The organism is Metapseudomonas otitidis, assembly GCF_900111835.1.
GTDB lineage: Bacteria > Pseudomonadota > Gammaproteobacteria > Pseudomonadales > Pseudomonadaceae > Metapseudomonas > Metapseudomonas otitidis.
The window spans coordinates 81,329-104,138 of the sequence record NZ_FOJP01000004.1 but is presented as its reverse complement, the minus strand read 5'-3'; the positions used below and the strand labels follow the sequence as shown (position 1 = coordinate 104,138).

The window sequence follows — 22,810 nt, the reverse complement described above, 5'->3', positions numbered from 1 at the left end:
GGGGGACCGGAATGTCCTTGTGCACCAGTAGACGGAGGGGGTTCGGCGAACGGGTTAAGGGGTGTGAAGTTTTTTTGCGGTTCGAGAATGCGCCCCCCCCTGGCGGCGGAAAAACGGCCGCCGCTTGCGGGTCGGCCGTAAAAAACCTCCCCACCCTAACCGCGACGCAGTAGCATCCCGCCTCGGACCTTCGGCCTCGCGCCGATCCCCCGGGGCGGCCGGCACGCCACGAAAGAGCCGCCTCCGACAACAACCAGGCCCCGTGGGCCACCGCCAGGGAATTCGGACATGAAGAAGTTGCTGGGCCTGCTGGCCCTGTTGATCCTCGCGCTCACCCTCTACCTTGCCTTCACCCCCTCCCCCATCGACCCGCTGGCCTGGGATGCGCCGCCGGCGCCGACCATGACCGGGGTGCTGGAACCCAACGACACGCTGATGAAGGCCGAGCTGCTGGCCAAGGGGCAGGTGCACGGGCCGGAAGACACCGCCGTGGATGCCCAGGGCCGCGTCTACGCCGGCCTGCATGACGGCCGCGTGGTGCGCATCGACACCGACGGGCGCCTGGAAACCTTCGCCGAGACCGGTGGCCGTCCGCTGGGCATGGACTTCGACGCCCAGGGCAACCTGATCGTCGGCGACGCCTACAAGGGGCTGCTGAGCATCGACCCGAAAGGCACCATCAAGGTGCTGGCTACCGAGGCCGAAGGCGGCCCGTTCCGCTTCACCGACGACCTGGACATCGCCAGCGACGGCCGCATCTATTTCACCGACGCCTCGGACAAGTTCCAGCAGCCGGACTACCTGCTGGACCTGCTGGAAGCCCGCCCCCATGGCCGCCTGATGCGCTACGACCCGGCCACCGGCAAGGTGGAGGTGCTGCTCAAGGACCTGTACTTCGCCAACGGCGTGGCGCTGTCGGCCAAGGAAGACTTCGTGCTGGTGAACGAAACCTACCGCTACCGCATCACCCGCTACTGGCTGAGCGGCGAGAAGGCCGGGACCCATGACGTGTTCATCGACAACCTGCCGGGCCTGCCGGACAACCTGCAGGGCGACCGCAAGGGCACCTTCTGGGTGGCCCTGCCCTCCCCGCGCAAGGCCGATGCGGACTTCCTCCACACCCAGCCCTGGCTGAAGGCACAGATCGCCAAGCTGCCCCGCGCGCTGTGGCCGAAGCCGGTGCCCTACGGGCTGGTGATCGCGCTGGACGAGAACGGGCAGATCATCCGCAGCCTGCACGACACCAGCGGCACGCACCTGCGCATGATCACGTCGGTGAAGCCGGTGGGCGACACGCTGTACTTCGGCAGCCTGGACAACGACCGCATCGGCAAGCTGAAGCTGCATTGAGGCAAAAGGGCTCTCCCGCCTGGGAGAGCCCTCCGGACGGGCGTTTTCAACGCCGTCGGTATTCCCGCAGCCTGCCAGGGGTCAGAGCAGGTTGGGCTCCATCTCCAGCTCGACCCCGAACCGGGCGGCGATGTCCGCCTGGATGCGCCCGGCCAGGGCGTGGATCTCCCCACCGGTGGCCTGGCCATGGTTCACCAGCACCAGCGCCTGCAGGCGATGGACGCCCGCATCCCCTTCGCGGAAACCCTTCCAGCCGGCCTTGTCGATCAGCCAGCCGGCAGCGAGCTTCGCCAGGCCTTCGCCCTGGGGATAGGCCACCAGGTCGGGGTACTGCTGGCGCAGCGCCTCGGCCTGGGCGGCCGGCACCACGGGGTTCTTGAAGAAGCTGCCGGCGTTGCCGAGCTGGGCCGGGTCCGGCAGCTTCTCGCTGCGGATGGCACAGATGGCGCGGCTGACATCACGCGGGGTCGGCGCGCTGATGCCTTCGGCCTCCAGGCGCTGGCGCACCGGGCCGTAGTCCAGGTGCAAGGCGGCGGCGCGGCCCAGGGCGAAGCGCACGCGCAGGATCACCCAGCGGCCTGCCTCGCGCTTGAAGCGGCTCTCGCGGTAGCCGAAGGCGCAGTCGTCGAGGCCGAACTCGTGCAGCTCGCCGCTCTGGCGATCCAGGGCGGTGAGGCCGACGAAGACGTCCTTGATCTCCACCCCGTAGGCACCGATGTTCTGCATCGGCGCGGCGCCGACCGTGCCCGGGATCAGGCTGAGGTTCTCCAGCCCGGCCAGGCCCTGGTCGAGGGTCCAGAGCACGAAGGGGTGCCAGGGTTCGCCGGCTTCGGCTTCGACGATGACGCGCCCATCAGCCTCGGCCAGCACGCGGATGCCACGGCTGGCCATGCGCAGCACCAGGGCGTCGAGGTCACGGGTCAGCAGCAGGTTGCTGCCGCCGCCGATCACCTGCAGGGGCAGGCCGCGCTCGGCGGCCAGGGCCAGCGCTTCGCGCACCTCGTCGTCGGTGCGGGCCTCGGCGAACAGGCGCGCCTGCACCGATACGCCGAAGGTGTTGTAGGGCTTGAGGGGCTGGTTGTCGTGCAGCTGCAGGCTCACAGGCGCTCCCGGATCTCGGCGATCAGGCCGTCGCAGGCCTGCTCCACCAGGTCGAGCACGGTCTCGAAGCCGTCTTCCCCGCCGTAGTAGGGATCGGGCACTTCCTCGGTGGCCAGGCCGTAGCGGCGCAGGAACAGGTCCGGGGCGTTGCCCCGGCCGGCGTGCAGGGCCTTGAGGTCGCGCAGGTTGGAGTGGTCCATGGCCAGGACCAGGTCGAAGCGCTGGAAGTCCTCGGCGCTGACCTGGCGCGCACGCAGGGCGGAAAGGTCGTAGCCGCGCTTGGCGGCGGCCTGGCAGGTGCGCGGGTCCGGCGCCTTGCCGACGTGCCAGCCGGCGGTGCCGGCGGAATCCACTTCCACCCGTTCAGCCAGGCCGGCCTGTTCCAGCTTGCCGCGCAGGACCCCCTCGGCGGTGGGCGAGCGGCAGATGTTGCCGAGGCAGACGAAGAGAACGCGCATCAGGCCCCCAGCAGGCGGCGGACCCGCTCCAGGTCTTCGGCGGTGTCGACCCCGGCAGCCGGGGCTTCCAGGGCATCGGCGACGTGGATGCGCACGCCGTGCCAGAGGGCACGCAGCTGCTCCAGGCACTCGGTGTCTTCCAGCCAGCACGGGCCCCAGGCGACGAAGTCATGCAGGAAGCCGGCGCGGTAGGCGTAGATGCCGATGTGGCGGCGGTAGGGCACGCCGGCCGGCAGGCTGTCGCGGTCCCGGGCGAAGGCGTCCCGCGCCCAGGGCAGCGGTGCGCGGCTGAAGGTCAGGGCCAGGCCGTTGAGGTCGGTCACCACCTTCACCACGTTGGGGTTGAACAGGGCCTGCACCTCGCCGATGGGCTCGGCCAGGGTGGCGATGCCGGCTTCCGGGTGGGCAGCCAGGTTGGCAGCCACCTGGTCGATGATCGCCGGGGGGATCAGCGGCTCGTCGCCCTGGACGTTGACCACGATGGCGTCGCCGGCCAGGCCCAGTTGGGTGGCCACTTCGGCCAGGCGGTCGGTGCCGGAGTTGTGGTCGACGCGGGTCAGCACCACCTCGGCGCCGAAGCCCTGGCAGGCCTCGACGATGCGCGTATCATCGGTGGCCACCACCACGCGCTCGGCGGCGCTGCGGCGGGCCTGCTCCCAGACGTGCTGGATCATCGGCTTGCCGCCGATGTCCTGCAGGGGCTTGCCGGGCAGGCGGGTGGAGGCGTAGCGGGCGGGGATGACGACGGTGAAGGCCTGGCCCATCACTTGTCCAGCCGTTCGTCGACGTTGAGGGTGCGGGCTTCGCCTTCGAGCATCACCGGGATGCCTTCACGCACGGGGAAGGCCAGGGCGTCGTTCTTGCAGATCAGCTCGCTCTTGTCGTCGGCGAGCTTGAGCGGGCCCTTGCACAGCGGGCAGGCGAGGATGTCGAGCAGTTTCGGGTCCATGGGGGAATCCTTGGTGACCGCCTCGGGGGCGGGTTTCAGGGGCGGGCCGGCGCCAGTGCGGCGAGGCGCGCATCGAGCCAGCGGACGAAGCCGGCGGATGGTGCGGCGTCCACCGCCAGGTACCACCAGTCGGCGCCGGCGAAGGCCCGGCACTTGACCGCGTCCTTCTCCGTCATCACCAGGGGCAGCGGCGGGCTGAACTGCAGCTCGGCGGGCCCGAAGCGGGCGTGATCGGCGAAGGCATGCGGAATCGGGCGCCAGTTTAGCGCCTCGAGCGTGGTGAAGAAACGCTGCGGGTTGCCGATGCCGGCCACCGCGTGCAGGGCCTGGCCGGGGGGGAAATGTTCGAGCCCGACGCGCTCGCCGCTGCGCAGGTTGACCAGCGCCGAGGGGCGCAAACGGAAGCCGTGGGCGCCGTCTGGACCCTCGTCTGCGCCGTTGTAGAGCACGGCATCGACACTGGCCAGGCGCTCGGCGGGCTCGCGCAGGGGGCCGGCCGGCAGGCAGCGGCGATTGCCGAGGCCACGGGCGGCGTCGATCAGCACCAGTTCGATGTCCCGCGCCAGGCGGTAATGCTGCAGGCCGTCGTCGCTGAGGATGAGGTCGAAGGGCCCCTCCTCCAGCAGCGCGCGGACGGCGCGGGAACGGTCGGGGTCGATCACCAGCGGCACGCCGCTGCGCTGGACGATCAGCAGGGGTTCGTCACCGGCGACGGCGGCGCTCTGGTCGGCCTCGACCCGCCAGGGCAGGTGCGGCGGCTCGGCGCCGTAGCCCCGGCTGACCACCCCGACGCGCAGGCCGCGCTGCCGGCAGTGCTCGATCAGCCAGAGGATCATCGGGGTCTTGCCGGTGCCGCCGACGGTGATGTTGCCCACCACCATCACCGGGACCGGGGCGCGGTAGATCTCGCCCTCGCCGGCCAGGAAGGCGGCGCGGCGGCGGGCAGCGATGCGGCGGTAGAGGGCCTCGAGCGGGCGCAGCAGGCCCAGTGCGGGATGGCCCCGGTACCAGGCCTCCAGCAGGCGGTCGGAGAAGGCCATCAGGGCTTCTCCGGCTGGGCCTCGACGGTGGTGATGCGCAGCTTGCTGAAGCCAAGCTTGCCGGCGGCATCCATGGCGGTGATCACCGACTGGTGAGTGGTCTTGGCGTCGGCGCTGATGATCATCGGCAGGCTGTTGTCACCACCGGATTCCTTGCCGAGGGCGTTCATCAGGGTGGTGAGGTCGTTCTTCACCAGCACCTGGCCGTTGAGGGCGTACTGCCCGTCGGCGCTGATGCTCAGCTCCAGGGTCTTCTCGGTGGTGGCCTCGGTGGGCGTGCCGCTGACCGCCTCGGGCAGTTCGATCTTCATCTCGCTGGGGCGGCTGAAGGTGGTGGTGACCACGAAGAACAGCAGCAGCACGAAGATGACGTCGATGAACGAGGTCAGGTTGAGGAAGACTTCCTCGCGGGCCACGTTGCCCGCCCGACGGCGGAACTTCACGCTTTGCCTTCCTCTGCGAAGTCCACTTCACGGTCGCCCTGGGTCACTTCCACCAGCTTGATCGCGTCCTGTTCCATGGCCACCACCAGCTCGTCGACACGACGCAGCAGGAAGCGGTGGAAGAACACGGCGGGGATGGCGACCATCAGGCCGGCGGCGGTGGTGATCAGCGCCTTGCCGATACCGCCAGCCAGGGCCGGGGCGTTGGCCATGCCGTTGTCCATGAAGCCGCCGAAGATCTCGATCATGCCGAACACGGTGCCCAGCAGGCCGAGCAGCGGGCCCATGGCGGCGATGGTGCCGAGGGTGTTGAGGTAGCGCTCCAGCTCGTGGATGACGCGGGACGCGGCCTCCTCGATGCACTCCTTCATGATCTCGCGACCGTGCTTGGAGTTGGCCAGGCCTGCGGCGAGCACCTCACCCAGCGGCGAGGAGGCGCGCAGCTCCTTGAGCTTCTGGCTGTTGAGCTGCTTGTCCTTGACCATGCGCCAGACCTGACCCAGCAGTTGCGGCGGTGCGACACGGTTCTTGCGCAGCGTCCAGAGACGCTCGGCGATGATGGCGGTGGCGACCACGGAACTCAGAATGATCGGCAGCATCATCCAGCCGCCTGCTTTGACCAGCTCCCACACGGTGGTAAATCCCCTCGAAAAAAGTCGCGCAACTCTAGCACAGGGCACCCGGCCCGCCGACCGTCGCTGTTCTCATTTTTCCCGCCAGAAACGTGCCTGGCTCCGCAGTCCCGACACCTCGCCGTGGGTGCCCAGGCGAATCAGCAGCGCGCCGGACTCGGCGGTGTCGTAAAGAGCCGCCGGCAGCGCACGGTAACGCGCCAGCACCTGGGGATGGGGATGGCCGAAGGCGTTGCGCGCGCCCCGGGAGATCAGCGCCCCGCGCGGCCGCACCGCCTGCAGCAGGCGCGCCGAGGAGGAGCTGCGGCTGCCATGGTGGGGCGCCAGCAGCCAGTCCGCAGCGAGGGGCTCGCCGCTCTCCACCCAGGCGGCTTCGGCGGCCTGGCCGAGGTCGCCGGTCAGGTGCAGGCGCTCGCCGTTGGCCTCGAGGGTGAGCACGCAGGAGCGATCATTGCTGTCGCGGGCCTCGGGCCAGCGCCAGGTGCGCAGGTGCACACCATCCCACTCCCACTGGCGGGCTTCGCAGGGCTGGGCGTTGAGGCCGGGCGGCAGGCGCTCCACCTCGCCGCTGATCACCCGCACCACGGACAGGGCATGCACCACCGCCTCGGTCCCGCCGGAATGATCGTTGTCGGCGTGGCTCAGCAGCAGTTCGTCCAGATGCCGTACACCCAGCCCGCGCAGGGCCGGCACCACCACCCGCTCGCCCAGGTCGAAGCCGCCCTGGCGCGGGCCGGCGTCATACAGCAAGGCGTGGTGCTCGGTAAGCACCAGCACCGCCAGGCCCTGCCCCACGTCCAGCACGCGGACATCCGCCGTACCGGACGCAGGCCGCTGCAGGGGCGGCCAAACCAGCAGCACCAGCAACAGCAGGCCCGGCAGGCGAAAGGGCAGCGCCGGCGGCAGGATCAGCAGCAGGCAGCCCAGCAGCACCAGGGCCCAGGTCCAGACCGCCAGCGCAGGCGCCTGCCAGGCCGGCATCGCCTCGGCGACCCAGCCCAATAGAAGGAAGAGCCCTTCCAGGGAAAGCCCCGCCAGCCACAGCAGGCCTTCACCCAGGTCGGGCACGGCATGCAGGGCCGTGCCGGCCAGGGACAACGGCACCGAGACGAAGCTGACCCAGGGCACCGCCACCAGGTTGGCCAGGGGGCCGCTGAGGCTGATGGGCAGGGCAAGAGCCATCAGCGCCGGAGTCAGCGCCAGGCTCAGGGCCCACTGTGCCCGCCATGCGCTGCGCCAGGCCGGCGGGCTGCCCAGGCGCCCGGCGAACACCAGCACCAGCAGCGCTACGGCTGCGAAGGAGAGCCAGAAGCCCGCCTGCAGGGAGGCCAGCGGGTCCACCAGCAGCACGGCGCAGAGCACCGCCAACAGTGGCGTGACCACCCCGAGCCGGCGGAAACGCAGGCGCCAGAGCAGCACCAGGGCGGTCATCAGGCAGGCGCGCTGCACCGGTACGTCGAACCCGGCCAACGCCCCATAGCCGAGAGCACCAGCCAGGGCCAGCGCGCAGGCACAGGGCAGCCAGAGCAGGCGCGTTGGCCAGAGCCCGAGCCGGGCCAGGGCGGCCACGGCACCGTAGAGCAGCAGTGCCAGCAGGGAGATGTGCTGCCCGGAGATAACCATCAGGTGAACCGTGCCGGTGTCCTGCAGGTGCCGCCAGTCGCGGCTGCTGAGGCCGGAGCCGTCGCCCAGGACCAGCGCGGCGATGGTGCCGTTGCGCCCCCGCGCCTCGGCCTGTTGGATGGCCTGGCGCAGGTCGTCACGCCAGGCGCCGGGCCCTTCGGCCGCCATGAGCCGCTCGCCCGCCTTCACCGTGCCGGTGGCACCGATATGCCGGGCCAGCAGCCAGGCCTCGTAGTCGAAGGTGTGGGGGTTCACCAGGCCACGCGGGCGGCGAAGGGTGACGGCCAGTCGCCAGGTCTCGCCGCTGCGCACCTCCGGCCCGCCGTACCAGGACACCCGCATCCGCCCGGGCAGGCGCAGCCCTTCGATGGCAGCGGGCACCAGTTCGAAGCGCACCACGCCGCCCTCCTGCTGCGGCAGGCCGACCACCTGCCCCTGCAGCCAGCGGGTGGTGCCGTCCAGCGCCGGGTCGAGCCGGTCGTCGAGGGCGACCTGGGCACAGTGACAGGCCCAGGCGAAGCCGATCAGGGCGACGCCCAGCGCTCGCGCCCGCCAGGGCAGCAGCACCGCGCCGATGCCCGCCAGCCCCAGCAGCAGCCAACCGGGCGGCAGCGCCGGCAGGAAGCGCAGCGCCAGCAGCCCACCGGCCAGGGCCAGCCAGAAACCTCGCATCCCTGCCCTCCCTGGAGACGATGCGAACCCGAGGCCCGTGGTTGAGCGGGTGCCTCGGGTTCGTTCATTTATCGACACAAACTGTCCCGGCGGTGTCATGAATCGCTATGCATAATGACCGGCGCTTCCGCCCGCCGAGACCGCCGATGCCGCGCCACCTCTTCAAACGCTACATGCCCAACCCGGACACGATCAGGGAGCACAAGTCCCTGCGTTTCCTCGGCACGCTGCTGCACGATCCCAACCTCTGGCACCTCAATCGCCATTCCGTCTCGCGGGCGATGGCCATGGGGCTGTTCGCGGCGTTCGTGCCGATCCCGATGCAGATGCTGCTGGCCGCCGGCCTGGCGGTGATGGTGCGGGCCAACATGCCCATCTCGGTGGGGCTGGTGTGGCTGACGAACCCTATCACCATGCCGCCGGTGTTCTATTGCACCTACAAGATGGGCGCCTGGCTGATGGGCGTGGCGCCGCGCACGCTGCCGGACTCGCTCACCTGGGAGTGGATCACCCAGGAGCTGTCCACCCTGTGGCAACCCTTCCTGCTGGGCTCGCTGGTCTGCGGTGTGCTGGTGGGGGCGCTGGGCTACGTGCTCACCATGCTCTATTGGCGCTGGTGGGTCGCCCACAGCTGGCGCAAGCGGCAACGTCGCCGCCGCGAGCGCACGGGGGCCTGACACCGGGAAACGAAAACGCCGCATCACTGCGGCGTTTTTTCGTCTGCGGCATCCGGGCGGGTATCACTCGTAGCGCAGGGCCTCGGCCGGGTGGGTCTGGGCGGCACGCCAGGCCGGGTAGAGGGTGGCGAGGAAACTCATCAGCAAGGCCGCGCCACAGACCATCACCACGTCGCCCACCTGCAGGTCGGACGGCAGGTAGGCCACGAAGTACACATCGGAACTGAAGATGTGCAGGCCGGTTGCGCGCTCCAGGGCGGCGATCCAGGTGCTGACGTTGAGCGCCGTGACCACGCCGAGCAGGGTGCCGATCAGGGTGCCGACGCTGCCGATGACGCTGCCCTGGACCATGAACACCGCCATGATCTGCCGGGGCGTGGCGCCTAGGGTGCGGAGGATGGCGATGTCGGCGCGCTTGTCGGAGACCACCATGATCAGCGTGGCGATGATGTTGAAGGCGGCGACGGCGACGATCAGCATCAGCAGCAGGCCGATCATGGTCTTCTCCATCTTCATCGCGCTGAACAGGCTGCCCTGGGTGTGGGTCCAGTCGTCGGCCCGGTAGCCCGCGCCCAGCTGCCGGGCGATCTCGGCGGACACCTGGGGCGCCTGGTACAGGTCCTTGAGGGCGATGCGCACCCGCTGCACGGTGCCTTCCGGCAGGCGCAGCACATCGGAGGCGTCGGCGACGTTGATCAGCGCCAAGGTGCTGTCCAGTTCGGCGCCGACCTTGAACACGCCCACCACGTTGAAGCGCTGCATGCGCGGGGTGATGCCGCCCGGGGCGCTGCTCAGCTCGGGGACGATCAGGGTCAGCTTGTCGCCCACGGAGAGGCGGAAGCGCCGCGCGGTGATCTCGCCGATGACGATGCCGGACTCGCCGGGGCGCAGGTCCTGCAGCGAGCCCTGCACCATGTGCTGGCCGATGATGGAAACCTTGGGCTCTTCCGCCGGGTCGATGCCGTTGATCTGCACCGGCTGCATCAGCCCCTTGAAGGAGAGCATGCCCTCCAGCTCGGCGAACGGCGCCACGCCGGTGACGTTGCGGTTGCGCGAGGCGGCCTCGGCCACCTGGCGCCAGTCGGCCAGCGGCTCGGGCCCGGACAGGGTGGCGTGGGGCACCATGCCGAGGATGCGCGAGCTCATTTCCTTCTGGAACCCGTTCATCACCGAGAGCACCACGATCATCGCCAGCACGCCCAGCGCCAGCCCGATCATCGAGGTCAGGGAGATGAAGGAGATGAAGTGGTTGCGTCGCTTGGCGCGCACGTAGCGCGCCCCGACGAAGACGGCGAGCGGTCTGAACATGTCAGGCAGCCACCAGCCGGCCGTCTTCCAGGCGCAGCACGCGGTCCATCTGCCGAGCCAGTTGCGGGTCGTGGGTGACCACCAGGAAGGCGGTGCGCGACGACTGGCTCAGCTCCAGCATCAGTTCCTGGATGCCCTGGGCGGTGTGCTGGTCGAGGTTGCCTGTGGGCTCGTCGAGCAGCACCAGCGCCGGGTTGTTGACCAAGGCCCGGGCGATGGCGACGCGCTGGCGCTCGCCACCGGAGAGCTCCGCCGGCTTGTGCGTCAGGCGGTGGCCTAGGCCGACGCGCTCCAGCAGCGCGGTGGCACGCTGGCGGGCCTCGGCGATCGGCGTGCGGCCGATCAGCAGCGGCATGCAGACGTTCTCCAGGGCGGTGAACTCCGGCAGCAGGTGATGGAACTGGTAGACGAAGCCGAGGGCGCGGTTGCGCAGCAGGCCACGGGCGCGCTCGTTGAGGGCGGAGAGCTCTTCGCCGGCCAGCCAGACGCTGCCGGTGGTCGGTACATCGAGGCCGCCGAGCATGTTCAGCAGGGTGCTCTTGCCGGAGCCGGAGCTGCCGACGATGGCCACGCGCTCGCCGGGGTTCAGCTCCAGTTCGACGCTGCTGAGCACCTGCACGGACTGCGGGCCTTCCTCGTAGCTCTTGGCGATGTTGCGGCAGCTCAGCACCGCGCGGTCTTTCACGTCACTCATAACGAAGCGCCTCAGCAGGCTGGGTGCGGGAGGCACGCCAGGCCGGGTAAAGGGTGGCGAAGAAACTCAGGATCAGGGCAGCGCCGCAGACCAGGACCACGTCCTCCAGCTTGAGCTGGGAGGGCAGGTAGTCGATGAAGTACACCTCGGCGCTGAGGAACTTGTGGCCGATCAGGCGCTCCAGGCCTTCGATGGCGGCGCTGATGTTGAGGGCGGCGAGCACACCCAGCACGCAGCCGATGGCGGTGCCGACCACGCCGATCACCGTGCCCTGGACCATGAAGATGCCCATGATCTGCCCCGGCGTGGCGCCGAGGGTACGGAGGATGGCGATGTCGCCTTTCTTGTCGGTCACCACCATCACCAGGGTGGAGATGATGTTGAAGGCGGCCACGGCGACGATCAGCAGCAGCAACAGGCCGATCATGGTCTTCTCCATGCCGATGGCCTGGTAGAGGTTGCCGTGGGTGCGGGTCCAGTCGCGGGCGTAGAAGTCCTCGCCCTTGAGCTGCCCGGCGATCTGCCAGGCGATCTGCGGTGCCTGGAACAGGTCGTCCAGCTTCAGCCGCAGCCCTTGCACCTGCTCGGGTTTCCAGCGGTGCAGACGGGCGGTGTCCTGCAGGTTGGTCAGCGCCAGGAAGCCGTCCAGTTCACCGGCGCCGACATGGAACAGGCCGACCACGGTGAAGCGCTTCATGCGCGGGAAGACCCCGGCCGGCGTCACCGAGACCTCGGGCAGCACGATGGTGACCTTGTCGCCCATCGTCACGCCCAGCTTGGCGGCGGCGCGGTCGCCGATGACGATGCCGAACTCGCCCGGGCGCAGGTCCTGGATACTGCCCTGCTGCATGAAGTTGCCGATGATCGACACGGCGCCTTCGAGGTCCGGGTCCACCGCATTGACCAGCACCTTCTGCACCTGGCCATTGCTGGTCAGCAGGCCCTGCATCTGGATGTAGGGCGCCACGGCGGCGACGCCCGGCTGCTGCCGTACCTGCGCGGCGAGGGCCTGCCAGTCGTTGATCGGCACGGCGGATTCGATGGTGGCGTGGGGCACCATGCCCAGCACGCGCTCGCGCATCTCCCGGTCGAAGCCGTTCATCACGGACAGCACGAGGATCATCACCAGCACGCCGAGGGCGAGGCCGATCATGGAAGTCAGGGAGATGAACGAGACGAAGTAACTGCGACGCTTGGCGCGCGTGTAACGGGCGCCGATGAACAGGGGCAGCGGTCTGAACATAGAAAAAAGGTTCGCTTGCGAAGAAAGGAACGTCCTTGTGGCGGGGCCCGGCGAGCAGCTTTACACTCTGACCACCCCTGCAGCCATGGGTTCGCCATGTCGACACAAGACGCAGATGACCGCCGCGAATACTACCGTATCGAAGATACGATCGCACTGGAATTCACGCCGCTTTCCAGTGCCCAGGCGCAGGCTGGCGAAGCCCTCCAGGACCCGTCCCCGCTGTTCAACCTGCTCAGCGACCTGCACCTGATGGACTTCGAGTCCCAGCACCTGTTGCGCCACATCGCCGAGCGCGACCGTACCCTGGCCAGCTACCTGAAGGTGATCAACAAGCGTATCGACCTGCTGGGCCAGGCGGTGGCCCAGAGCCTGATGCGCGACATCGGCCCGCCCCGGCAGGTGACGCTGTCCGAAGGTGGCGTGGGCTTCGTCACGGCACAGCCGTTCGATCAAGGCACCCACCTGGCAATCAAGATGGTGCTGATGCCCCAGGCGCTCGGCCTGCTGTTGCGTGCGGTGGTGATCCACTGCAAACCGCGCGAGGACGGCCAGTACGAACTGGGCACCGAATTCGAAGCGCTGACTGACGCACAGCGCCAGTTGCTGGCCCGGCATATCCTGCAGAAACAGGCCCAGGCCCGTCGCCTGGCCCGCCAACGCCCATCTTCAGGATGAATCCATGTCGCGTCTGCTGCTCCTGCTCTGCCTCGCCCTGCCCCTCCCCGCCCTCGCTGACACCCTGGAAATCCCGCTGGGCCAGCAAGGCGACAGCGGCACCCCGCTGCCTGCGCGCGGTGAGTCGCAGCGCGCCGTGCTGGAGCGTTTCGGCCTCCCGGACGAGGAGCACCCGGCGGTCGGCAAGCCGCCGATCGCCCGCTGGGACTACCGTGAGTTCTCCGTCTATTTCGAAAGCGGCCGCGTGATCGACAGCGTCCGCCACCACCAACCCCGCAACCCCGAGGTTTCCCAGTGACCCTGATCTACGGCCATCGCGGCGCCAAGGGCGAATGCCCGGAAAACACCCTGGCCAGCTTCCAGCAGTGCCTGTCCCACGGCGTCAAGCGTTGCGAGCTGGACCTGCACCTGTCCCGCGACGGCGAACTGATGGTGATCCACGACCCGACCCTCAAGCGCACCACCGGCCGCCGCGGCAAGGTGGTGGAGCACGATGCCGAGGAGCTGGTGAAGTACGACGCGCGCCTGGGCGGCCCGGGCTGGGTCAGCCCCTGTCCCATCCCGCGCCTGTCCGAGCTGTTCGAGCGCTGCGACTTCGAGCACTGGCAGCTGGAGGTGAAGAGCGCCTCCCGCGTACGCGCCGCGCGTACCGTGCTGGCGATCCAGGAACTGGCGGAGCGCTACGGGCTGATGGACAAGGTGACGGTCACCTCCAGCTCCCGCGAGGTACTCCGCGCGCTGAACCGGCTGACGCCGAAGCTCTCCCGTGGGCTGGTGGCGGAATATGCCTGGCTCGACCCGCTGAAGGTCGCCGCCCACCACGGCTGCGACCTGCTGGCGCTGAACTGGACCCTGTGCACCCCGGAGCGCCTGCTGCGCGCCCAGAAGCAGGGGCTGCACGTATCGGTGTGGACGGTAAACGAGCCGGCCCTGATGCGCCGCCTGGCGGACTTCGGTGTCGACAGCATCATCACCGACTTCCCCGGCGTGGCGGTGAGTACGCTGCCGCGTTGAATACCCTGGCTCCCGGGCTGAAGCCCGGGCTACGCAAGGCCTGGGCAGGCGGTGGGCTGAAGCCCACCTTACTGCGCACGGCAGAAACGAAAAAACCGGCCACCTGGGCCGGTTTTTTCATGAGCGCTGCCTGATCAGAAGCTCTCGCGATTAGGCCAATGCCAGTTGGCCGGATCCCCGAGAGGGTCCTCCCCGGCCGGTTCAGGCGCCCGGCCGGTGCCGCTCAAAAAAGCCGGTTGAGGCCGTCGAACGCCGCCACCCGATAGGCTTCCGCCATGGTCGGGTAGTTGAAGGTGGTGTTGATGAAGTACTTGATGGTATTCGCCTCACCCTTCTGGTTCATGATCGCCTGGCCGATGTGGACGATCTCCGAGGCCTGGTAGCCGAAGCAGTGCACGCCGAGCACTTCCAGGGTCTCGCGGTGGAACAGGATCTTCAGCATGCCCACCGGCTCCACGGCGATCTGCGCGCGGGCCATGCCCTTGAAGAAGGCCTTGCCGACTTCGTAGGGAATCTTGGCCTGGGTCAGTTCCTTCTCGTTCTTACCGATGGAGCTGATCTCGGGGATGGTGTAGATGCCGGTGGGCACGTCGTCGACGAAGCGCCAGCTGTCGTTCTCCACGGCGCTGCCGGCAGCGGAGCGGCCCTGGTCGGCGGCGGCACTGGCCAGGCTCGGCCAGCCGATCACGTCACCGGCGGCGTAGACGTTGCTGACTTCGGTGCGGTAGTGCTCATCGACGCTGATCTGGCCACGGCTGTTGACCTTGATGCCGATGTTCTCCAGGCCCAGGCGGTCGGTGTTGCCGGTACGGCCGTTGCACCACAGCAGGCAGTCGGCCTTGATCTTCTTGCCGGACTTCAGGTGCAGGACCACGCCGTTGTCCACCCCTTCGATGCGCTCGTACTCCTCGTTGTGACGGATGAGCACGTTGTTGTTGCGCAGGTGGTAGCTGAGGGCGTCGGAGATCTCGTCGTCGAGGAAGCTGAGCAGCTGGTCGCGGTTGTCGATCAGGTCCACCAGTACGCCCAGGCCACTGAAGATGGAGGCGTATTCGCTGCCGATCACCCCGGCTCCGTAGATGATGATCCGGCGCGGGGTGTGGGTCAGGCTGAGGATGGTGTCGCTGTCGTAGATGCGCGGGTGGGTGAAGTCGACGTCGGCCGGGCGGTAGGGGCGCGAACCGGTGGCGACGATGATCTGCTTGGCCACCAGGCGCTCCACCACGCCGTTCAGGCACACCACTTCGATGGTCTGCTCGTCATGGAAGCTGCCGGTGCCGAAGAAGGTGTCGATGCGGTTGCGGGCGTAGTAGCCGGTGCGCGAGGCCACCTGCTTGGCGATGACCTTCTCGGCGCTCTTGAGCACGTCGGGGAAGGAGAACCAACGCGGCTCGCCGATCTGGCGGAACATCGGGTTGGTGTTGAACTGCATGATCTGTCGGACGGAGTGACGCAGGGCCTTGGAAGGGATGGTGCCCAGGTGGGTGCAGTTGCCGCCGACTTCGCGGCGGCTGTCCACCACGGCGACCTTGCGGCCCGCCTTGGCGGCGTTCATTGCCGCACCCTCACCCGCCGGGCCGGAACCCAGCACCACGATGTCGTAGTTGTAGACAGCCATGCTTACTCCTCATACACGGACCGGGGATCGTCAGCGCCCCCGGCAGGGCCACGGCACCAGCGGCCGTGGCAATTCGAATTCGGCGCGCAGCTTAGTCACACTGCATGGCGCTGCACATTAGCGCTTGGTCGCGTCGTAGGCGAGTTCCGCGTCCACTACATCGCCAGCGCGATTCACCTCTTCGCACTTTTCGCGATTGCCGCCACAGATCGAGCATTCCTTCTCGATCCCCAGGTTGGCGATGCCGCCGCAGGAACCGGCGATGGGCTTGCGCCCCATGATCACGCCGATAGCCATGCCCAGCACCACCAGCAGCATGATCAGGAAGACCAGTAGCCAGGTCATGTTCAGTGCGCCTCCGTGGGGAACAGTTGCTCGAAGCGGCGGCTGCCGCGGGTGGCGAAGCCCGTGCCTTCACGGGTGACGAAGAACGCCGCGATGTCGTGGCGGTCGGCAAACGCCAGGCCGGCCTCGGGACCGAGCACCATCAACAGCGTAGACAGTCCATCGGCACGCAGGGCCGACGGGTCGATGACCGTGACCGCTGCCAGGTGATGGGTGATGGGTGCGCCGCTGGTGGGATCGAGGGTGTGAGAATACCGCTGTCCACCCCGTTCGAAGTAGTTGCGATAGTCGCCTGAGGTGGAAATGCCCATGTCCTGCAATGCAACAATCTTCTGCGCCACCTGGCGGTCGTCGCGCGGCGCCTCGATGGCCACGCGCCAGGGGCTGCCGTCGGGCTTGTGGCCGACGGCCTTCATCTCCCCGGTGATTTCCACCAGCGAGCTGGTCACGCCCAGCTCGCCCAGCCGCGCGCTGACGCGATCCACGGCATAGCCGGCGGCGATGGCGTTGAAGTCCAGTTGAACGGCGGCGTCCTTGCACAGTTGGTCGCCCTGGCGCTTGAGGTGCTGGTGGCCGACATCGGCCCGGGCCGCGGCGATGGCCTCGGCGCTGGGCACCTGGTCCCCGCGCGACTGCGGGCCGAAGCCCCAGAGGTTGAGCAGCGGCTCCAGGGTCATGTCGAAGGCGCCATCGCTCTGTGCGGACAGGCTGTCGCCAAAGGCCACCAGCTCCAGCATGGGCGCTGGCAGGGCCATGCAGCTGCCCGCCGGCAGGGCGTTGAAACGCTCCACGTCGGAGTCGGCACGGTAGGTGGACATCTGCCGGTCGATCTCGGCGAGGATGCCCTCCACTTCGCCCCGCGCTTGCTCCACGGAGGGCCCGGACGCGTTGCGCACGTACTTCACCGAGTAGCTGCTGCCCATGGTCGGGCCGCCGAACTGCTCCAGGGAGTCGCCGCAACCGGCCAGCAGGAAGCTGGCCGAAAGCAGCAGGGCAACGGGTCTAACCACCGAAGTCGTCCAGCAGGATGTTCTCGCGCTCGACGCCCAGGTCCAGCAGCATCTTGATCACGGCGGCGTTCATCATCGGTGGGCCGCACATGTAGAACTCGCAGTCCTCGGGCGCCGGGTGGTCCTTGAGGTAGTTCTCGAACAGCACGTTGTGGATGAAGCCGGTGTAGCCGGTCCAGTTGTCCTCGGGCTGCGGGTCGGACAGCGCCAGGTGCCACTGGAAGTTCGGGTTCTCGGCGGCCAGCTGGTCGTACTCCTCGGTATAGAAGGCTTCACGCAGGGAGCGCGCGCCGTACCAGAAGCTGATCTTGCGCTGGGAGCCCAGGCGCTTGAGCTGGTCGAAGATGTGCGAGCGCATGGGCGCCATGCCCGCGCCGCCACCGATGAAGACCATCTCGGCCTGGGTCTCCTTGGCGAAGAACTCGCCGAAGGGGCCATACACGGTGACCTTGTCGCCCGGCTTGAGGTTGAACACCCAGGAGGACATCTTGCCCGGCGGGATCTCGTCCTTGCCCGGCGGCGGCGAGGCCACGCGGATGTTGAACTTCACGATGCCCTTCTCATCCGGGTAGTTGGCCATGGAGTAGGCGCGGATGACGGTCTCGTCGACCCTGGAGACGTACTTCCAGAGGTTGAACTTGTCCCAGTCGGCTCGGTACTCGGGTTGGATGTCGAAGTCCTTGTAGTGCACCTCGTGGGGCGGGCACTCCAGCTGGACGTAGCCACCGGCGCGGAAGTCCACGCTCTCCCCTTCCGGCAGGCGCAGGGTCAGCTCCTTGATGAAGGTGGCGACGTTGGGGTTGGACTCCACCGTGCATTCCCACTTCTTCACCCCGAAGACCTCTTCGGGCACCTCGATGTGCATGTCCTGCTTCACCGGGGTCTGGCAGGACAGGCGCCAGCCTTCCTTCGCCTGGCGGCGGGTGAAGTGGGACTCCTCGGTGGGCAACATCTCGCCGCCGCCGCTCTCCACCACGCACTTGCACTGGGCGCAGGTACCGCCGCCACCGCAGGCCGAGGAGAGGAAGATGTTCTGCGCCGCCAGGGTCTGCAGCAGCTTGCCGCCGGCCGGGACGGTGATGGTGCGCTCGCGGTTGATCACGATGTTCACGTCGCCGCTGGACACCAGCTTGGCGCGGGCGGCGAGGATGATCACCACCAGCGCGAGGACGATGGCGGTGAACATGCCAATGGCGAGGAAGATTTCGAAACTCGGCATGTCGTCTCCTTACAGCTGGACGCCCGAAAAGGACATGAAGCCCAGCGACATCAGGCCGATGGTGATGAAGGTGATGCCCAGGCCCTGCAGGCCCTCGGGTACATCGCTGTACTTGAGCTTCTCGCGGATGCCGGCGAGCAGCGCGATGGCCAGGGCCCAGGAGAAGCCGGAGCCGACGCCGTAGACCACGCTCTCGCCCAGGTTGTAGTCGCGCTCCACCATGAACAGCGAGCCGGCCATGATGGCGCAGTTCACCGTGATCAGCGGCAGGAACACGCCGAGGGCGTTGTAGAGCGAGGGCACGTACTTGTCGAGCAGCATCTCGAGAATCTGCACGATGGCGGCGATCACCCCGATGTAGCTGAGCAGGCCGAGGAACGACAGGTCCACGTCCGGCAGGCCGGCCCAGGCCAGCGCGCCATCCTTGAGCAGGAGGGTGTAGAGCAGGTTGTTGGCCGGCACGGTGATGGCCTGCACCACGATCACGGCGATGCCGAGGCCGATGGCGGTTTCCACCTTCTTGGAAATGGCGATGAAGGTGCACATGCCGAGGAAGAAGGCCAGGGCCATGTTCTCGACGAACACCGCCTTCACGAACAGGCTGATGTAGTGCTCCATCAGTAGGCCTCCTTGTTGGATACCTGGGGCGCGATCTTGAAGGACGGGGCTTCCTTCTGCTCGGTCTTCCAGCTGCGCAGGGCCCAGATGATCAGGCCGATGAGGAAGAAGGCCGAGGGCGGCAGCAGCAACAGCCCGTTGGGCTGGTACCAGCCGCCGTCGTTGATCACCGGGAGGATCTCGTAGCCCAGCAGCTTGCCGGAGCCGAACAGCTCGCGGATCACGCCGAGGACGATGAGCATGGCGCTGTAGCCCAGGCCGTTGCCGATGCCGTCGAAGAACGACAGCACGGGCGGATTGGCCATGGCGAAGGCTTCGGCGCGGCCCATCACGATGCAGTTGGTGATGATCAGGCCGACGAACACCGAGAGCTGCTTGGACAGGCTGAAGGCATAGGCCTTGAGCACCTGGTCCACCACTATCACCAGCGAGGCGATGATCACCATCTGCACGATCATGCGGATCGAGCTGGGGATCTGGCTGCGGATCATCGAGATGAACAGGTTGGAGAAGCCGGTCACCAGCGTCAGGGCGATGGACATCACCAGCGCGGTCTTCAGGTTGGAGGTGACCGCCAGGGCCGAGCAGATGCCGAGGATCTGCAGGCCGATGGGGTTGTTGTGCAGGATCGGGTCCAGCAGGACCGAGCGGATCGTGGGTTGCGCCATGTTCATGCCTCCCCGTTGTTCAGCTTGGCCAGGAAGGGGCCGAAGCCGTTCTTGCCGAGCCAGAAATGCAGCAGGTTGTTGACGCCCTTGCTGGTCAGAGTGGCGCCGGCCAGGCCGTCGACCTGGTGGCTGGCGTTGGGCGAGCCGGGCTCGACGCTGCCCTTGATGATCTGGATGGCCAGTTGGCCCTGCTCATCGAACAGGCTCTTGCCGTTCCACAGCGCCTTCCATTTCGGGTTGTCCACCTCGCCGCCGAGGCCGGGCGTCTCGCCGTGCTGGTAGAAGCCCAGGCCGACCACGGTGTTGAGGTCGCCCTTGAGGGCGAGGAAGCCGTACAGGGTCGACCACAGGCCGTAGCCGCGCACCGGCAGGATCAGGGTGTCCAGCTGGCCGTCCTTCTCCACCAGGTAGACGGTGGTGAAGCGCTCGCGGCGCTTGATGGAGGCAATGTCCTGGTCACCCGGCAGGGCGTCGGAGAGCTTCGGGTCCTTGGCGGCCTTCAGCGGGTCGAAGCCGGCGGCCTGGATGGCGTCGCTGTACTCGCCGCTGGAGAGGTCCACCACCTTGGCGGTGATGCGCTCGGCATAGAGCGCCTTCACTTCGCTGGCGGACATGCCCGGCTGGCCGAGGCCGGCGATGGAGAGGATGCTGCGCTGCTTGTCCAGCTCGCGGTTCTCCACCTGCACCGGCTTGAGGGCCACCGCCCCGCCGGCAACGAAGATGGAGCACACCAGGCAGACCACCAGGGCCACCAGCAGGGTGCGGATCGTGGATTCCTTCTGGTTAGCCATGGCGTGCCAGCCTCCGCTTGATGTTGGCCTGGACGACGAAGTGGTCGATCAGCGGTGCACAGAGGTTGGCGAAGAGGATCGCCAGCATCATGCCCTCCGGGAAGGCGGGGTTGACCACGCGGATCAGCACCACCATCAGGCCGATCAGCGCGCCGAACAGCCACTTGCCGGTGTTGGTCATGGAGGCGGACACCGGGTCGGTGGCCATGAACATCATGCCGAAGGCGAAGCCGCCGAGGACCAGGTGCCAGTACCAGGGCATGGCGAACATCGGGTTGGTGTCGGAACCGATGGTGTTGAACAGCGTGCTGGTGGCGATCATGCCCAGCATCACGCCGGCGACGATGCGCCAGGCGGCGATGCGGGTCAGCAGCAGCACGCCGCCGCCGATGAAGATGGCCAGGGTGCTGGTCTCGCCGATGGAGCCGTGGATGGTGCCGAGGAAGGCGTCCATCCAGGTGATGCCGTGACCGACGATGTTCTCCACGCCACCGGCAGCGCCCAGGCTCAGGGAGGTGGCGCCGGCGAAGCCGTCCACCGCCGTCCACACGGCGTCACCGGAAATCTGCGCCGGGTAGGCGAAGAACAGGAAGGCACGGCCCACCAGGGCGGGGTTGAGGAAGTTCTTGCCGGTGCCGCCGAACACTTCCTTGCCCAGCACCACGCCGAAGCTGATGCCCAGGGCCACCTGCCACAGCGGGATGCTCGGCGGCAGGGTGAGGGCGAAGAGCACGGAGGTGACGAAGAAACCTTCATTCACTTCATGACGGCGGATGGCGGCGAACAGCACTTCCCAGAAGCCGCCGACGATGAAGGTCACGGCGTAGATGGGCAGGAACCAGGCAGCGCCCTGGATGACGTTGTCCCACAGGCTGTTGGGGTCGAAACCCGCCAGGCTGCCGATCAGCGCGAACCGCCAGCCGTCCTGGGCGGCCAGCAGGTCCGGGCTCTGGGCGAACACCAGGTTGGCCTGGTAGCCGACGTTCCACATGCCGAAGAACATTGCCGGGAAGGTGCAGAGCCACACGGTGATCATCATGCGCTTGAGGTCGATGCCATCGCGCACGTGGGCCGTGGTCCGGGTGACGTTGGCCGGCCGGTAGAAGAAGGTGTCGATCGCTTCGTACAGGGCGTACCACTTCTCGAAGCGGCCACCCTGTTCGAAGTTGTGCTCGATCCGGTCGAGGAATTTGCGCAGGCCCATGTCAGCCCTCCTTCTCGATGCGGTTGAGGTTGTCCCGCAGGATGGGGCCGTACTCGTACTTGCCGGCGCAGACGTAGCTGCACAGCGCCAGGTCTTCCTCGTCCAGTTCCAGGCAGCCCAGCTTCTGGGCCATCTCGGTGTCGCCGACGATGAGGTAGCGCAGCAACTGGGTGGGCAGGATGTCCAGCGGCATCACCGCCTCGTAGTTGCCCACCGGCACCATGGCGCGCGGGCTGCCGTTGGTGCTGGTGCTGAAGGAGAACCGACGGGCCGCCATCAGCTTGGAGACGAAGATGTTCAGCACCGAGTGCTTGTTCACCCCGGCGCGCAGGTAGTGCAGCAGCTCGCGGTCATTGCCTTCGGCCAGGCAGGACACCTGCAGGTGGTAGCGCCCCAGGTAGGCGCAGGCGCCACGGGAGGTGCGCCCGCCCAGCAGGGAGCCGGACACCACGCGGTTGACGCCGGGCTTGAGTTCGCCGGCGGTCAGCTCGTCGAGGCTCGCACCCAGGCGGGTGGCCAGCAGGCGCGGCTTCTCCACCACCGGGCCGGCCAGGGACACGACACGCTCGACCCACAGGCGGCCGGTGGCGAACAGCTTGCCGATGGCGATCACGTCCTGGTAGCCGATGTGCCAGACGCTCTTGGTGGCGCTGACCGGGTCGAGGAAGTGGATGTGGGTGCCCGGAAGACCGGCCGGATGCGGACCGGAGAAGGACTCGGCGCGCACGCCGGTCAACTGCTCACCCGGCAGGCTGGCCCCGTCGGCCTTGCACAGGAACACCCGGCCCAGACGCGCCAGCACCTTGAGACCGCGCTCGAAGTCGGCGGCATGGACAGCAATGATCGGCTGCGGGTCGGCGGCCAGCGGGTGGGTATCGAGGGCGGTCACGAAGATCGAACTGGGTACGGCATCGACGGCCGGCACCCGGCTGAACGGGCGCGTGCGCAGTGCGGCCCAGAGGCCCGAACGCTGCAGGTTGTCCCGCACGGCCTGGGGATCAAGGGCATCCAGGGCGTTGTCCGGGCAGGTGTCGAAGACGACTTCGTCGTCGCCGTCCACATCGATCACCACCGACTGCAGCACACGCTGCTCGCCGCGGTGGATGGCCGAGACCACGCCCGCCGCCGGGGCGGTGAAGAGCACGCCGGGGTTCTTCTTGTCGGCGAACAGGGCCTGGCCCAGCTTCACCCGGTCCCCGACCTGCACCTGCATGGTGGGCTTCATGCCGTGGTAGTCGAAGCCGATCACGGCCACGCTACGCACGGCGCGTGCAGCCTCGATGCGCTGCTCAGGCTGGCCTGCGATGGGCAGGTCCAACCCCCGTCTGATTCTTGTCATGTCTCTCGCCTGAACCTTGAGAAGGGTTTCGTCCCGGTGTCGAACAGTAGCCGCCAAACGCCAGGCAGGCACCGGCACATATGCCGGCACGCGGCAGAGCCTCGGGACGAAAACCG

At 67.8% G+C, this 22,810-nt stretch carries 25 protein-coding genes; 5 read left to right on the top strand and 20 right to left on the bottom strand.

Annotated features, from left to right (window positions below; all coding sequences use genetic code 11):
* Positions 1-288 precede the first annotated feature (288 nt).
* Positions 289-1,350, top strand: a complete 1,062-nt coding sequence (locus tag BM198_RS06365; protein ID WP_074968655.1) for an SMP-30/gluconolactonase/LRE family protein — start codon at positions 289-291, stop codon at positions 1,348-1,350.
* An 81-nt stretch (positions 1,351-1,431) separates the two neighbouring features.
* On the opposite strand, the gene murB is transcribed toward BM198_RS06365, so the two are convergent.
* From murB to BM198_RS06325, 8 genes are all read right to left on the bottom strand, one after another.
* A complete protein-coding gene (gene murB / locus BM198_RS06360; RefSeq protein ID WP_074968653.1) occupies positions 1,432-2,451 on the bottom strand; it encodes a UDP-N-acetylmuramate dehydrogenase in 1,020 nt (339 codons plus the stop codon).
* Positions 2,448-2,909 (bottom strand): low molecular weight protein-tyrosine-phosphatase, encoded by a 462-nt coding sequence (locus tag BM198_RS06355; RefSeq protein ID WP_074968651.1) that lies wholly within the window; start codon positions 2,907-2,909, stop codon positions 2,448-2,450. The genes murB and BM198_RS06355 overlap by 4 nt, the downstream gene beginning before the upstream one ends.
* A complete protein-coding gene (kdsB, locus tag BM198_RS06350; protein WP_074968649.1) occupies positions 2,909-3,673 on the bottom strand; it encodes a 3-deoxy-manno-octulosonate cytidylyltransferase in 765 nt (254 codons plus the stop codon). Before kdsB ends, BM198_RS06355 begins: the two co-directional genes overlap by 1 nt.
* On the bottom strand, positions 3,673-3,858 hold the full coding sequence (locus tag BM198_RS06345) for a Trm112 family protein (RefSeq protein WP_069561688.1): 186 nt from the start codon (positions 3,856-3,858) through the stop codon (positions 3,673-3,675). The genes kdsB and BM198_RS06345 overlap by 1 nt, the downstream gene beginning before the upstream one ends.
* A gap of 35 nt (positions 3,859-3,893) precedes the next feature.
* Entirely contained in the window at positions 3,894-4,898 is a 1,005-nt protein-coding gene (gene lpxK / locus BM198_RS06340; RefSeq protein WP_074968647.1) for a tetraacyldisaccharide 4'-kinase, read from the bottom strand.
* Positions 4,898-5,341: an ExbD/TolR family protein gene (locus BM198_RS06335; protein WP_044404945.1), complete on the bottom strand. Its 444-nt coding sequence runs from the start codon at positions 5,339-5,341 to the stop codon at positions 4,898-4,900. The genes lpxK and BM198_RS06335 overlap by 1 nt, the downstream gene beginning before the upstream one ends.
* On the bottom strand, positions 5,338-5,973 hold the full coding sequence (locus tag BM198_RS06330; RefSeq protein ID WP_044404948.1) for a MotA/TolQ/ExbB proton channel family protein: 636 nt from the start codon (positions 5,971-5,973) through the stop codon (positions 5,338-5,340). Before BM198_RS06330 ends, BM198_RS06335 begins: the two co-directional genes overlap by 4 nt.
* Positions 5,974-6,045: 72 nt before the next feature.
* Complete coding sequence (locus BM198_RS06325; RefSeq protein WP_074968645.1) at positions 6,046-8,268, bottom strand: DNA internalization-related competence protein ComEC/Rec2; 2,223 nt, start codon at positions 8,266-8,268, stop codon at positions 6,046-6,048.
* A 146-nt stretch (positions 8,269-8,414) separates the two neighbouring features.
* On the opposite strand from BM198_RS06325, the gene BM198_RS06320 reads away from it, so the two are divergent.
* Positions 8,415-8,945 (top strand): DUF2062 domain-containing protein, encoded by a 531-nt coding sequence (locus BM198_RS06320; protein WP_044404954.1) that lies wholly within the window; start codon positions 8,415-8,417, stop codon positions 8,943-8,945.
* 63 nt (positions 8,946-9,008) lie between these two features.
* Here BM198_RS06320 and BM198_RS06315 read toward each other — a convergent pair whose 3' ends face one another.
* The 3 genes from BM198_RS06315 to BM198_RS06305 are packed head-to-tail and all read right to left on the bottom strand — an operon-like array spanning position 9,009 to position 12,190.
* The gene (locus tag BM198_RS06315) at positions 9,009-10,253 is read right to left on the bottom strand and encodes a lipoprotein-releasing ABC transporter permease subunit (protein ID WP_074968643.1); all 1,245 of its coding nucleotides are present in this window, start codon (positions 10,251-10,253) and stop codon (positions 9,009-9,011) included.
* Between the two features lies 1 nt (position 10,254).
* The gene (gene lolD / locus BM198_RS06310; protein WP_167368454.1) at positions 10,255-10,938 is read right to left on the bottom strand and encodes a lipoprotein-releasing ABC transporter ATP-binding protein LolD; all 684 of its coding nucleotides are present in this window, start codon (positions 10,936-10,938) and stop codon (positions 10,255-10,257) included.
* Position 10,939: 1 nt separating this feature from the next.
* The gene (locus BM198_RS06305; RefSeq protein WP_074968639.1) at positions 10,940-12,190 is read right to left on the bottom strand and encodes a lipoprotein-releasing ABC transporter permease subunit; all 1,251 of its coding nucleotides are present in this window, start codon (positions 12,188-12,190) and stop codon (positions 10,940-10,942) included.
* A gap of 96 nt (positions 12,191-12,286) precedes the next feature.
* Between BM198_RS06305 and BM198_RS06300 the strand changes: the two genes are divergently transcribed.
* The 3 genes from BM198_RS06300 to BM198_RS06290 are packed head-to-tail and all read left to right on the top strand — an operon-like array spanning position 12,287 to position 13,882.
* On the top strand, positions 12,287-12,868 hold the full coding sequence (locus BM198_RS06300; protein ID WP_074968637.1) for a PilZ domain-containing protein: 582 nt from the start codon (positions 12,287-12,289) through the stop codon (positions 12,866-12,868).
* 4 nt (positions 12,869-12,872) lie between these two features.
* Positions 12,873-13,166, top strand: coding sequence for a phosphodiesterase (locus BM198_RS06295; RefSeq protein WP_074968635.1), 294 nt, complete (start codon positions 12,873-12,875; stop codon positions 13,164-13,166).
* Positions 13,163-13,882, top strand: a complete 720-nt coding sequence (locus BM198_RS06290) for a glycerophosphodiester phosphodiesterase (RefSeq protein ID WP_044404971.1) — start codon at positions 13,163-13,165, stop codon at positions 13,880-13,882. Before BM198_RS06295 ends, BM198_RS06290 begins: the two co-directional genes overlap by 4 nt.
* A 223-nt stretch (positions 13,883-14,105) precedes the next feature.
* Here BM198_RS06290 and sthA read toward each other — a convergent pair whose 3' ends face one another.
* The 9 genes from sthA to BM198_RS06245 form a co-directional block, all read right to left on the bottom strand.
* Entirely contained in the window at positions 14,106-15,500 is a 1,395-nt protein-coding gene (gene sthA / locus BM198_RS06285; RefSeq protein WP_044404974.1) for a Si-specific NAD(P)(+) transhydrogenase, read from the bottom strand.
* Positions 15,501-15,617: 117 nt separating this feature from the next.
* Positions 15,618-15,845, bottom strand: a complete 228-nt coding sequence (gene nqrM / locus BM198_RS06280; RefSeq protein ID WP_044404977.1) for a (Na+)-NQR maturation NqrM — start codon at positions 15,843-15,845, stop codon at positions 15,618-15,620.
* Positions 15,846-15,847: 2 nt separating this feature from the next.
* Positions 15,848-16,855, bottom strand: a complete 1,008-nt coding sequence (locus tag BM198_RS06275; protein WP_074968633.1) for an FAD:protein FMN transferase — start codon at positions 16,853-16,855, stop codon at positions 15,848-15,850.
* Complete coding sequence (nqrF, locus tag BM198_RS06270; RefSeq protein ID WP_074968631.1) at positions 16,848-18,074, bottom strand: NADH:ubiquinone reductase (Na(+)-transporting) subunit F; 1,227 nt, start codon at positions 18,072-18,074, stop codon at positions 16,848-16,850. Before nqrF ends, BM198_RS06275 begins: the two co-directional genes overlap by 8 nt.
* Before the next feature lie 9 nt (positions 18,075-18,083).
* Complete coding sequence (gene nqrE, locus BM198_RS06265) at positions 18,084-18,692, bottom strand: NADH:ubiquinone reductase (Na(+)-transporting) subunit E (protein WP_021219522.1); 609 nt, start codon at positions 18,690-18,692, stop codon at positions 18,084-18,086.
* The gene (locus BM198_RS06260) at positions 18,692-19,366 is read right to left on the bottom strand and encodes an NADH:ubiquinone reductase (Na(+)-transporting) subunit D (RefSeq protein ID WP_172433032.1); all 675 of its coding nucleotides are present in this window, start codon (positions 19,364-19,366) and stop codon (positions 18,692-18,694) included. Before BM198_RS06260 ends, nqrE begins: the two co-directional genes overlap by 1 nt.
* Positions 19,363-20,151 carry a Na(+)-translocating NADH-quinone reductase subunit C gene (locus BM198_RS06255; protein WP_074968629.1) on the bottom strand — a complete coding sequence of 263 codons (789 nt, stop codon included), beginning with the start codon at positions 20,149-20,151 and terminating at the stop codon, positions 19,363-19,365. The genes BM198_RS06260 and BM198_RS06255 overlap by 4 nt, the downstream gene beginning before the upstream one ends.
* Positions 20,144-21,355: an NADH:ubiquinone reductase (Na(+)-transporting) subunit B gene (locus BM198_RS06250; RefSeq protein WP_074968627.1), complete on the bottom strand. Its 1,212-nt coding sequence runs from the start codon at positions 21,353-21,355 to the stop codon at positions 20,144-20,146. Before BM198_RS06250 ends, BM198_RS06255 begins: the two co-directional genes overlap by 8 nt.
* A 1-nt stretch (position 21,356) precedes the next feature.
* On the bottom strand, positions 21,357-22,694 hold the full coding sequence (locus tag BM198_RS06245) for a Na(+)-translocating NADH-quinone reductase subunit A (RefSeq protein ID WP_074968626.1): 1,338 nt from the start codon (positions 22,692-22,694) through the stop codon (positions 21,357-21,359).
* Positions 22,695-22,810 lie beyond the last annotated feature (116 nt).

What these genes read in the sequence shown, in the direction of transcription:
- BM198_RS06365 (WP_074968655.1), top strand. Translation starts at nt 289, where the DNA reads ATGAAGAAGTTGCTGGGCCTGCTGGCCCTGTTGATCCTCGCGCTCACC.
- BM198_RS06355 (WP_074968651.1), bottom strand. Translation starts at nt 2,909, where the DNA reads ATGCGCGTTCTCTTCGTCTGCCTCGGCAACATCTGCCGCTCGCCCACC.
- kdsB (WP_074968649.1), bottom strand. Translation starts at nt 3,673, where the DNA reads ATGGGCCAGGCCTTCACCGTCGTCATCCCCGCCCGCTACGCCTCCACC.
- BM198_RS06345 (WP_069561688.1), bottom strand. Translation starts at nt 3,858, where the DNA reads ATGGACCCGAAACTGCTCGACATCCTCGCCTGCCCGCTGTGCAAGGGC.
- lpxK (WP_074968647.1), bottom strand. Translation starts at nt 4,898, where the DNA reads ATGGCCTTCTCCGACCGCCTGCTGGAGGCCTGGTACCGGGGCCATCCC.
- BM198_RS06325 (WP_074968645.1), bottom strand. Translation starts at nt 8,268, where the DNA reads ATGCGAGGTTTCTGGCTGGCCCTGGCCGGTGGGCTGCTGGCGCTGCGC.
- BM198_RS06320 (WP_044404954.1), top strand. Translation starts at nt 8,415, where the DNA reads ATGCCGCGCCACCTCTTCAAACGCTACATGCCCAACCCGGACACGATC.
- BM198_RS06315 (WP_074968643.1), bottom strand. Translation starts at nt 10,253, where the DNA reads ATGTTCAGACCGCTCGCCGTCTTCGTCGGGGCGCGCTACGTGCGCGCC.
- BM198_RS06305 (WP_074968639.1), bottom strand. Translation starts at nt 12,190, where the DNA reads ATGTTCAGACCGCTGCCCCTGTTCATCGGCGCCCGTTACACGCGCGCC.
- BM198_RS06300 (WP_074968637.1), top strand. Translation starts at nt 12,287, where the DNA reads ATGTCGACACAAGACGCAGATGACCGCCGCGAATACTACCGTATCGAA.
- BM198_RS06295 (WP_074968635.1), top strand. Translation starts at nt 12,873, where the DNA reads ATGTCGCGTCTGCTGCTCCTGCTCTGCCTCGCCCTGCCCCTCCCCGCC.
- sthA (WP_044404974.1), bottom strand. Translation starts at nt 15,500, where the DNA reads ATGGCTGTCTACAACTACGACATCGTGGTGCTGGGTTCCGGCCCGGCG.
- nqrM (WP_044404977.1), bottom strand. Translation starts at nt 15,845, where the DNA reads ATGACCTGGCTACTGGTCTTCCTGATCATGCTGCTGGTGGTGCTGGGC.
- nqrF (WP_074968631.1), bottom strand. Translation starts at nt 18,074, where the DNA reads ATGCCGAGTTTCGAAATCTTCCTCGCCATTGGCATGTTCACCGCCATC.
- nqrE (WP_021219522.1), bottom strand. Translation starts at nt 18,692, where the DNA reads ATGGAGCACTACATCAGCCTGTTCGTGAAGGCGGTGTTCGTCGAGAAC.
- BM198_RS06260 (WP_172433032.1), bottom strand. Translation starts at nt 19,366, where the DNA reads ATGAACATGGCGCAACCCACGATCCGCTCGGTCCTGCTGGACCCGATC.
- BM198_RS06255 (WP_074968629.1), bottom strand. Translation starts at nt 20,151, where the DNA reads ATGGCTAACCAGAAGGAATCCACGATCCGCACCCTGCTGGTGGCCCTG.
- BM198_RS06250 (WP_074968627.1), bottom strand. Translation starts at nt 21,355, where the DNA reads ATGGGCCTGCGCAAATTCCTCGACCGGATCGAGCACAACTTCGAACAG.
- BM198_RS06245 (WP_074968626.1), bottom strand. Translation starts at nt 22,694, where the DNA reads ATGACAAGAATCAGACGGGGGTTGGACCTGCCCATCGCAGGCCAGCCT.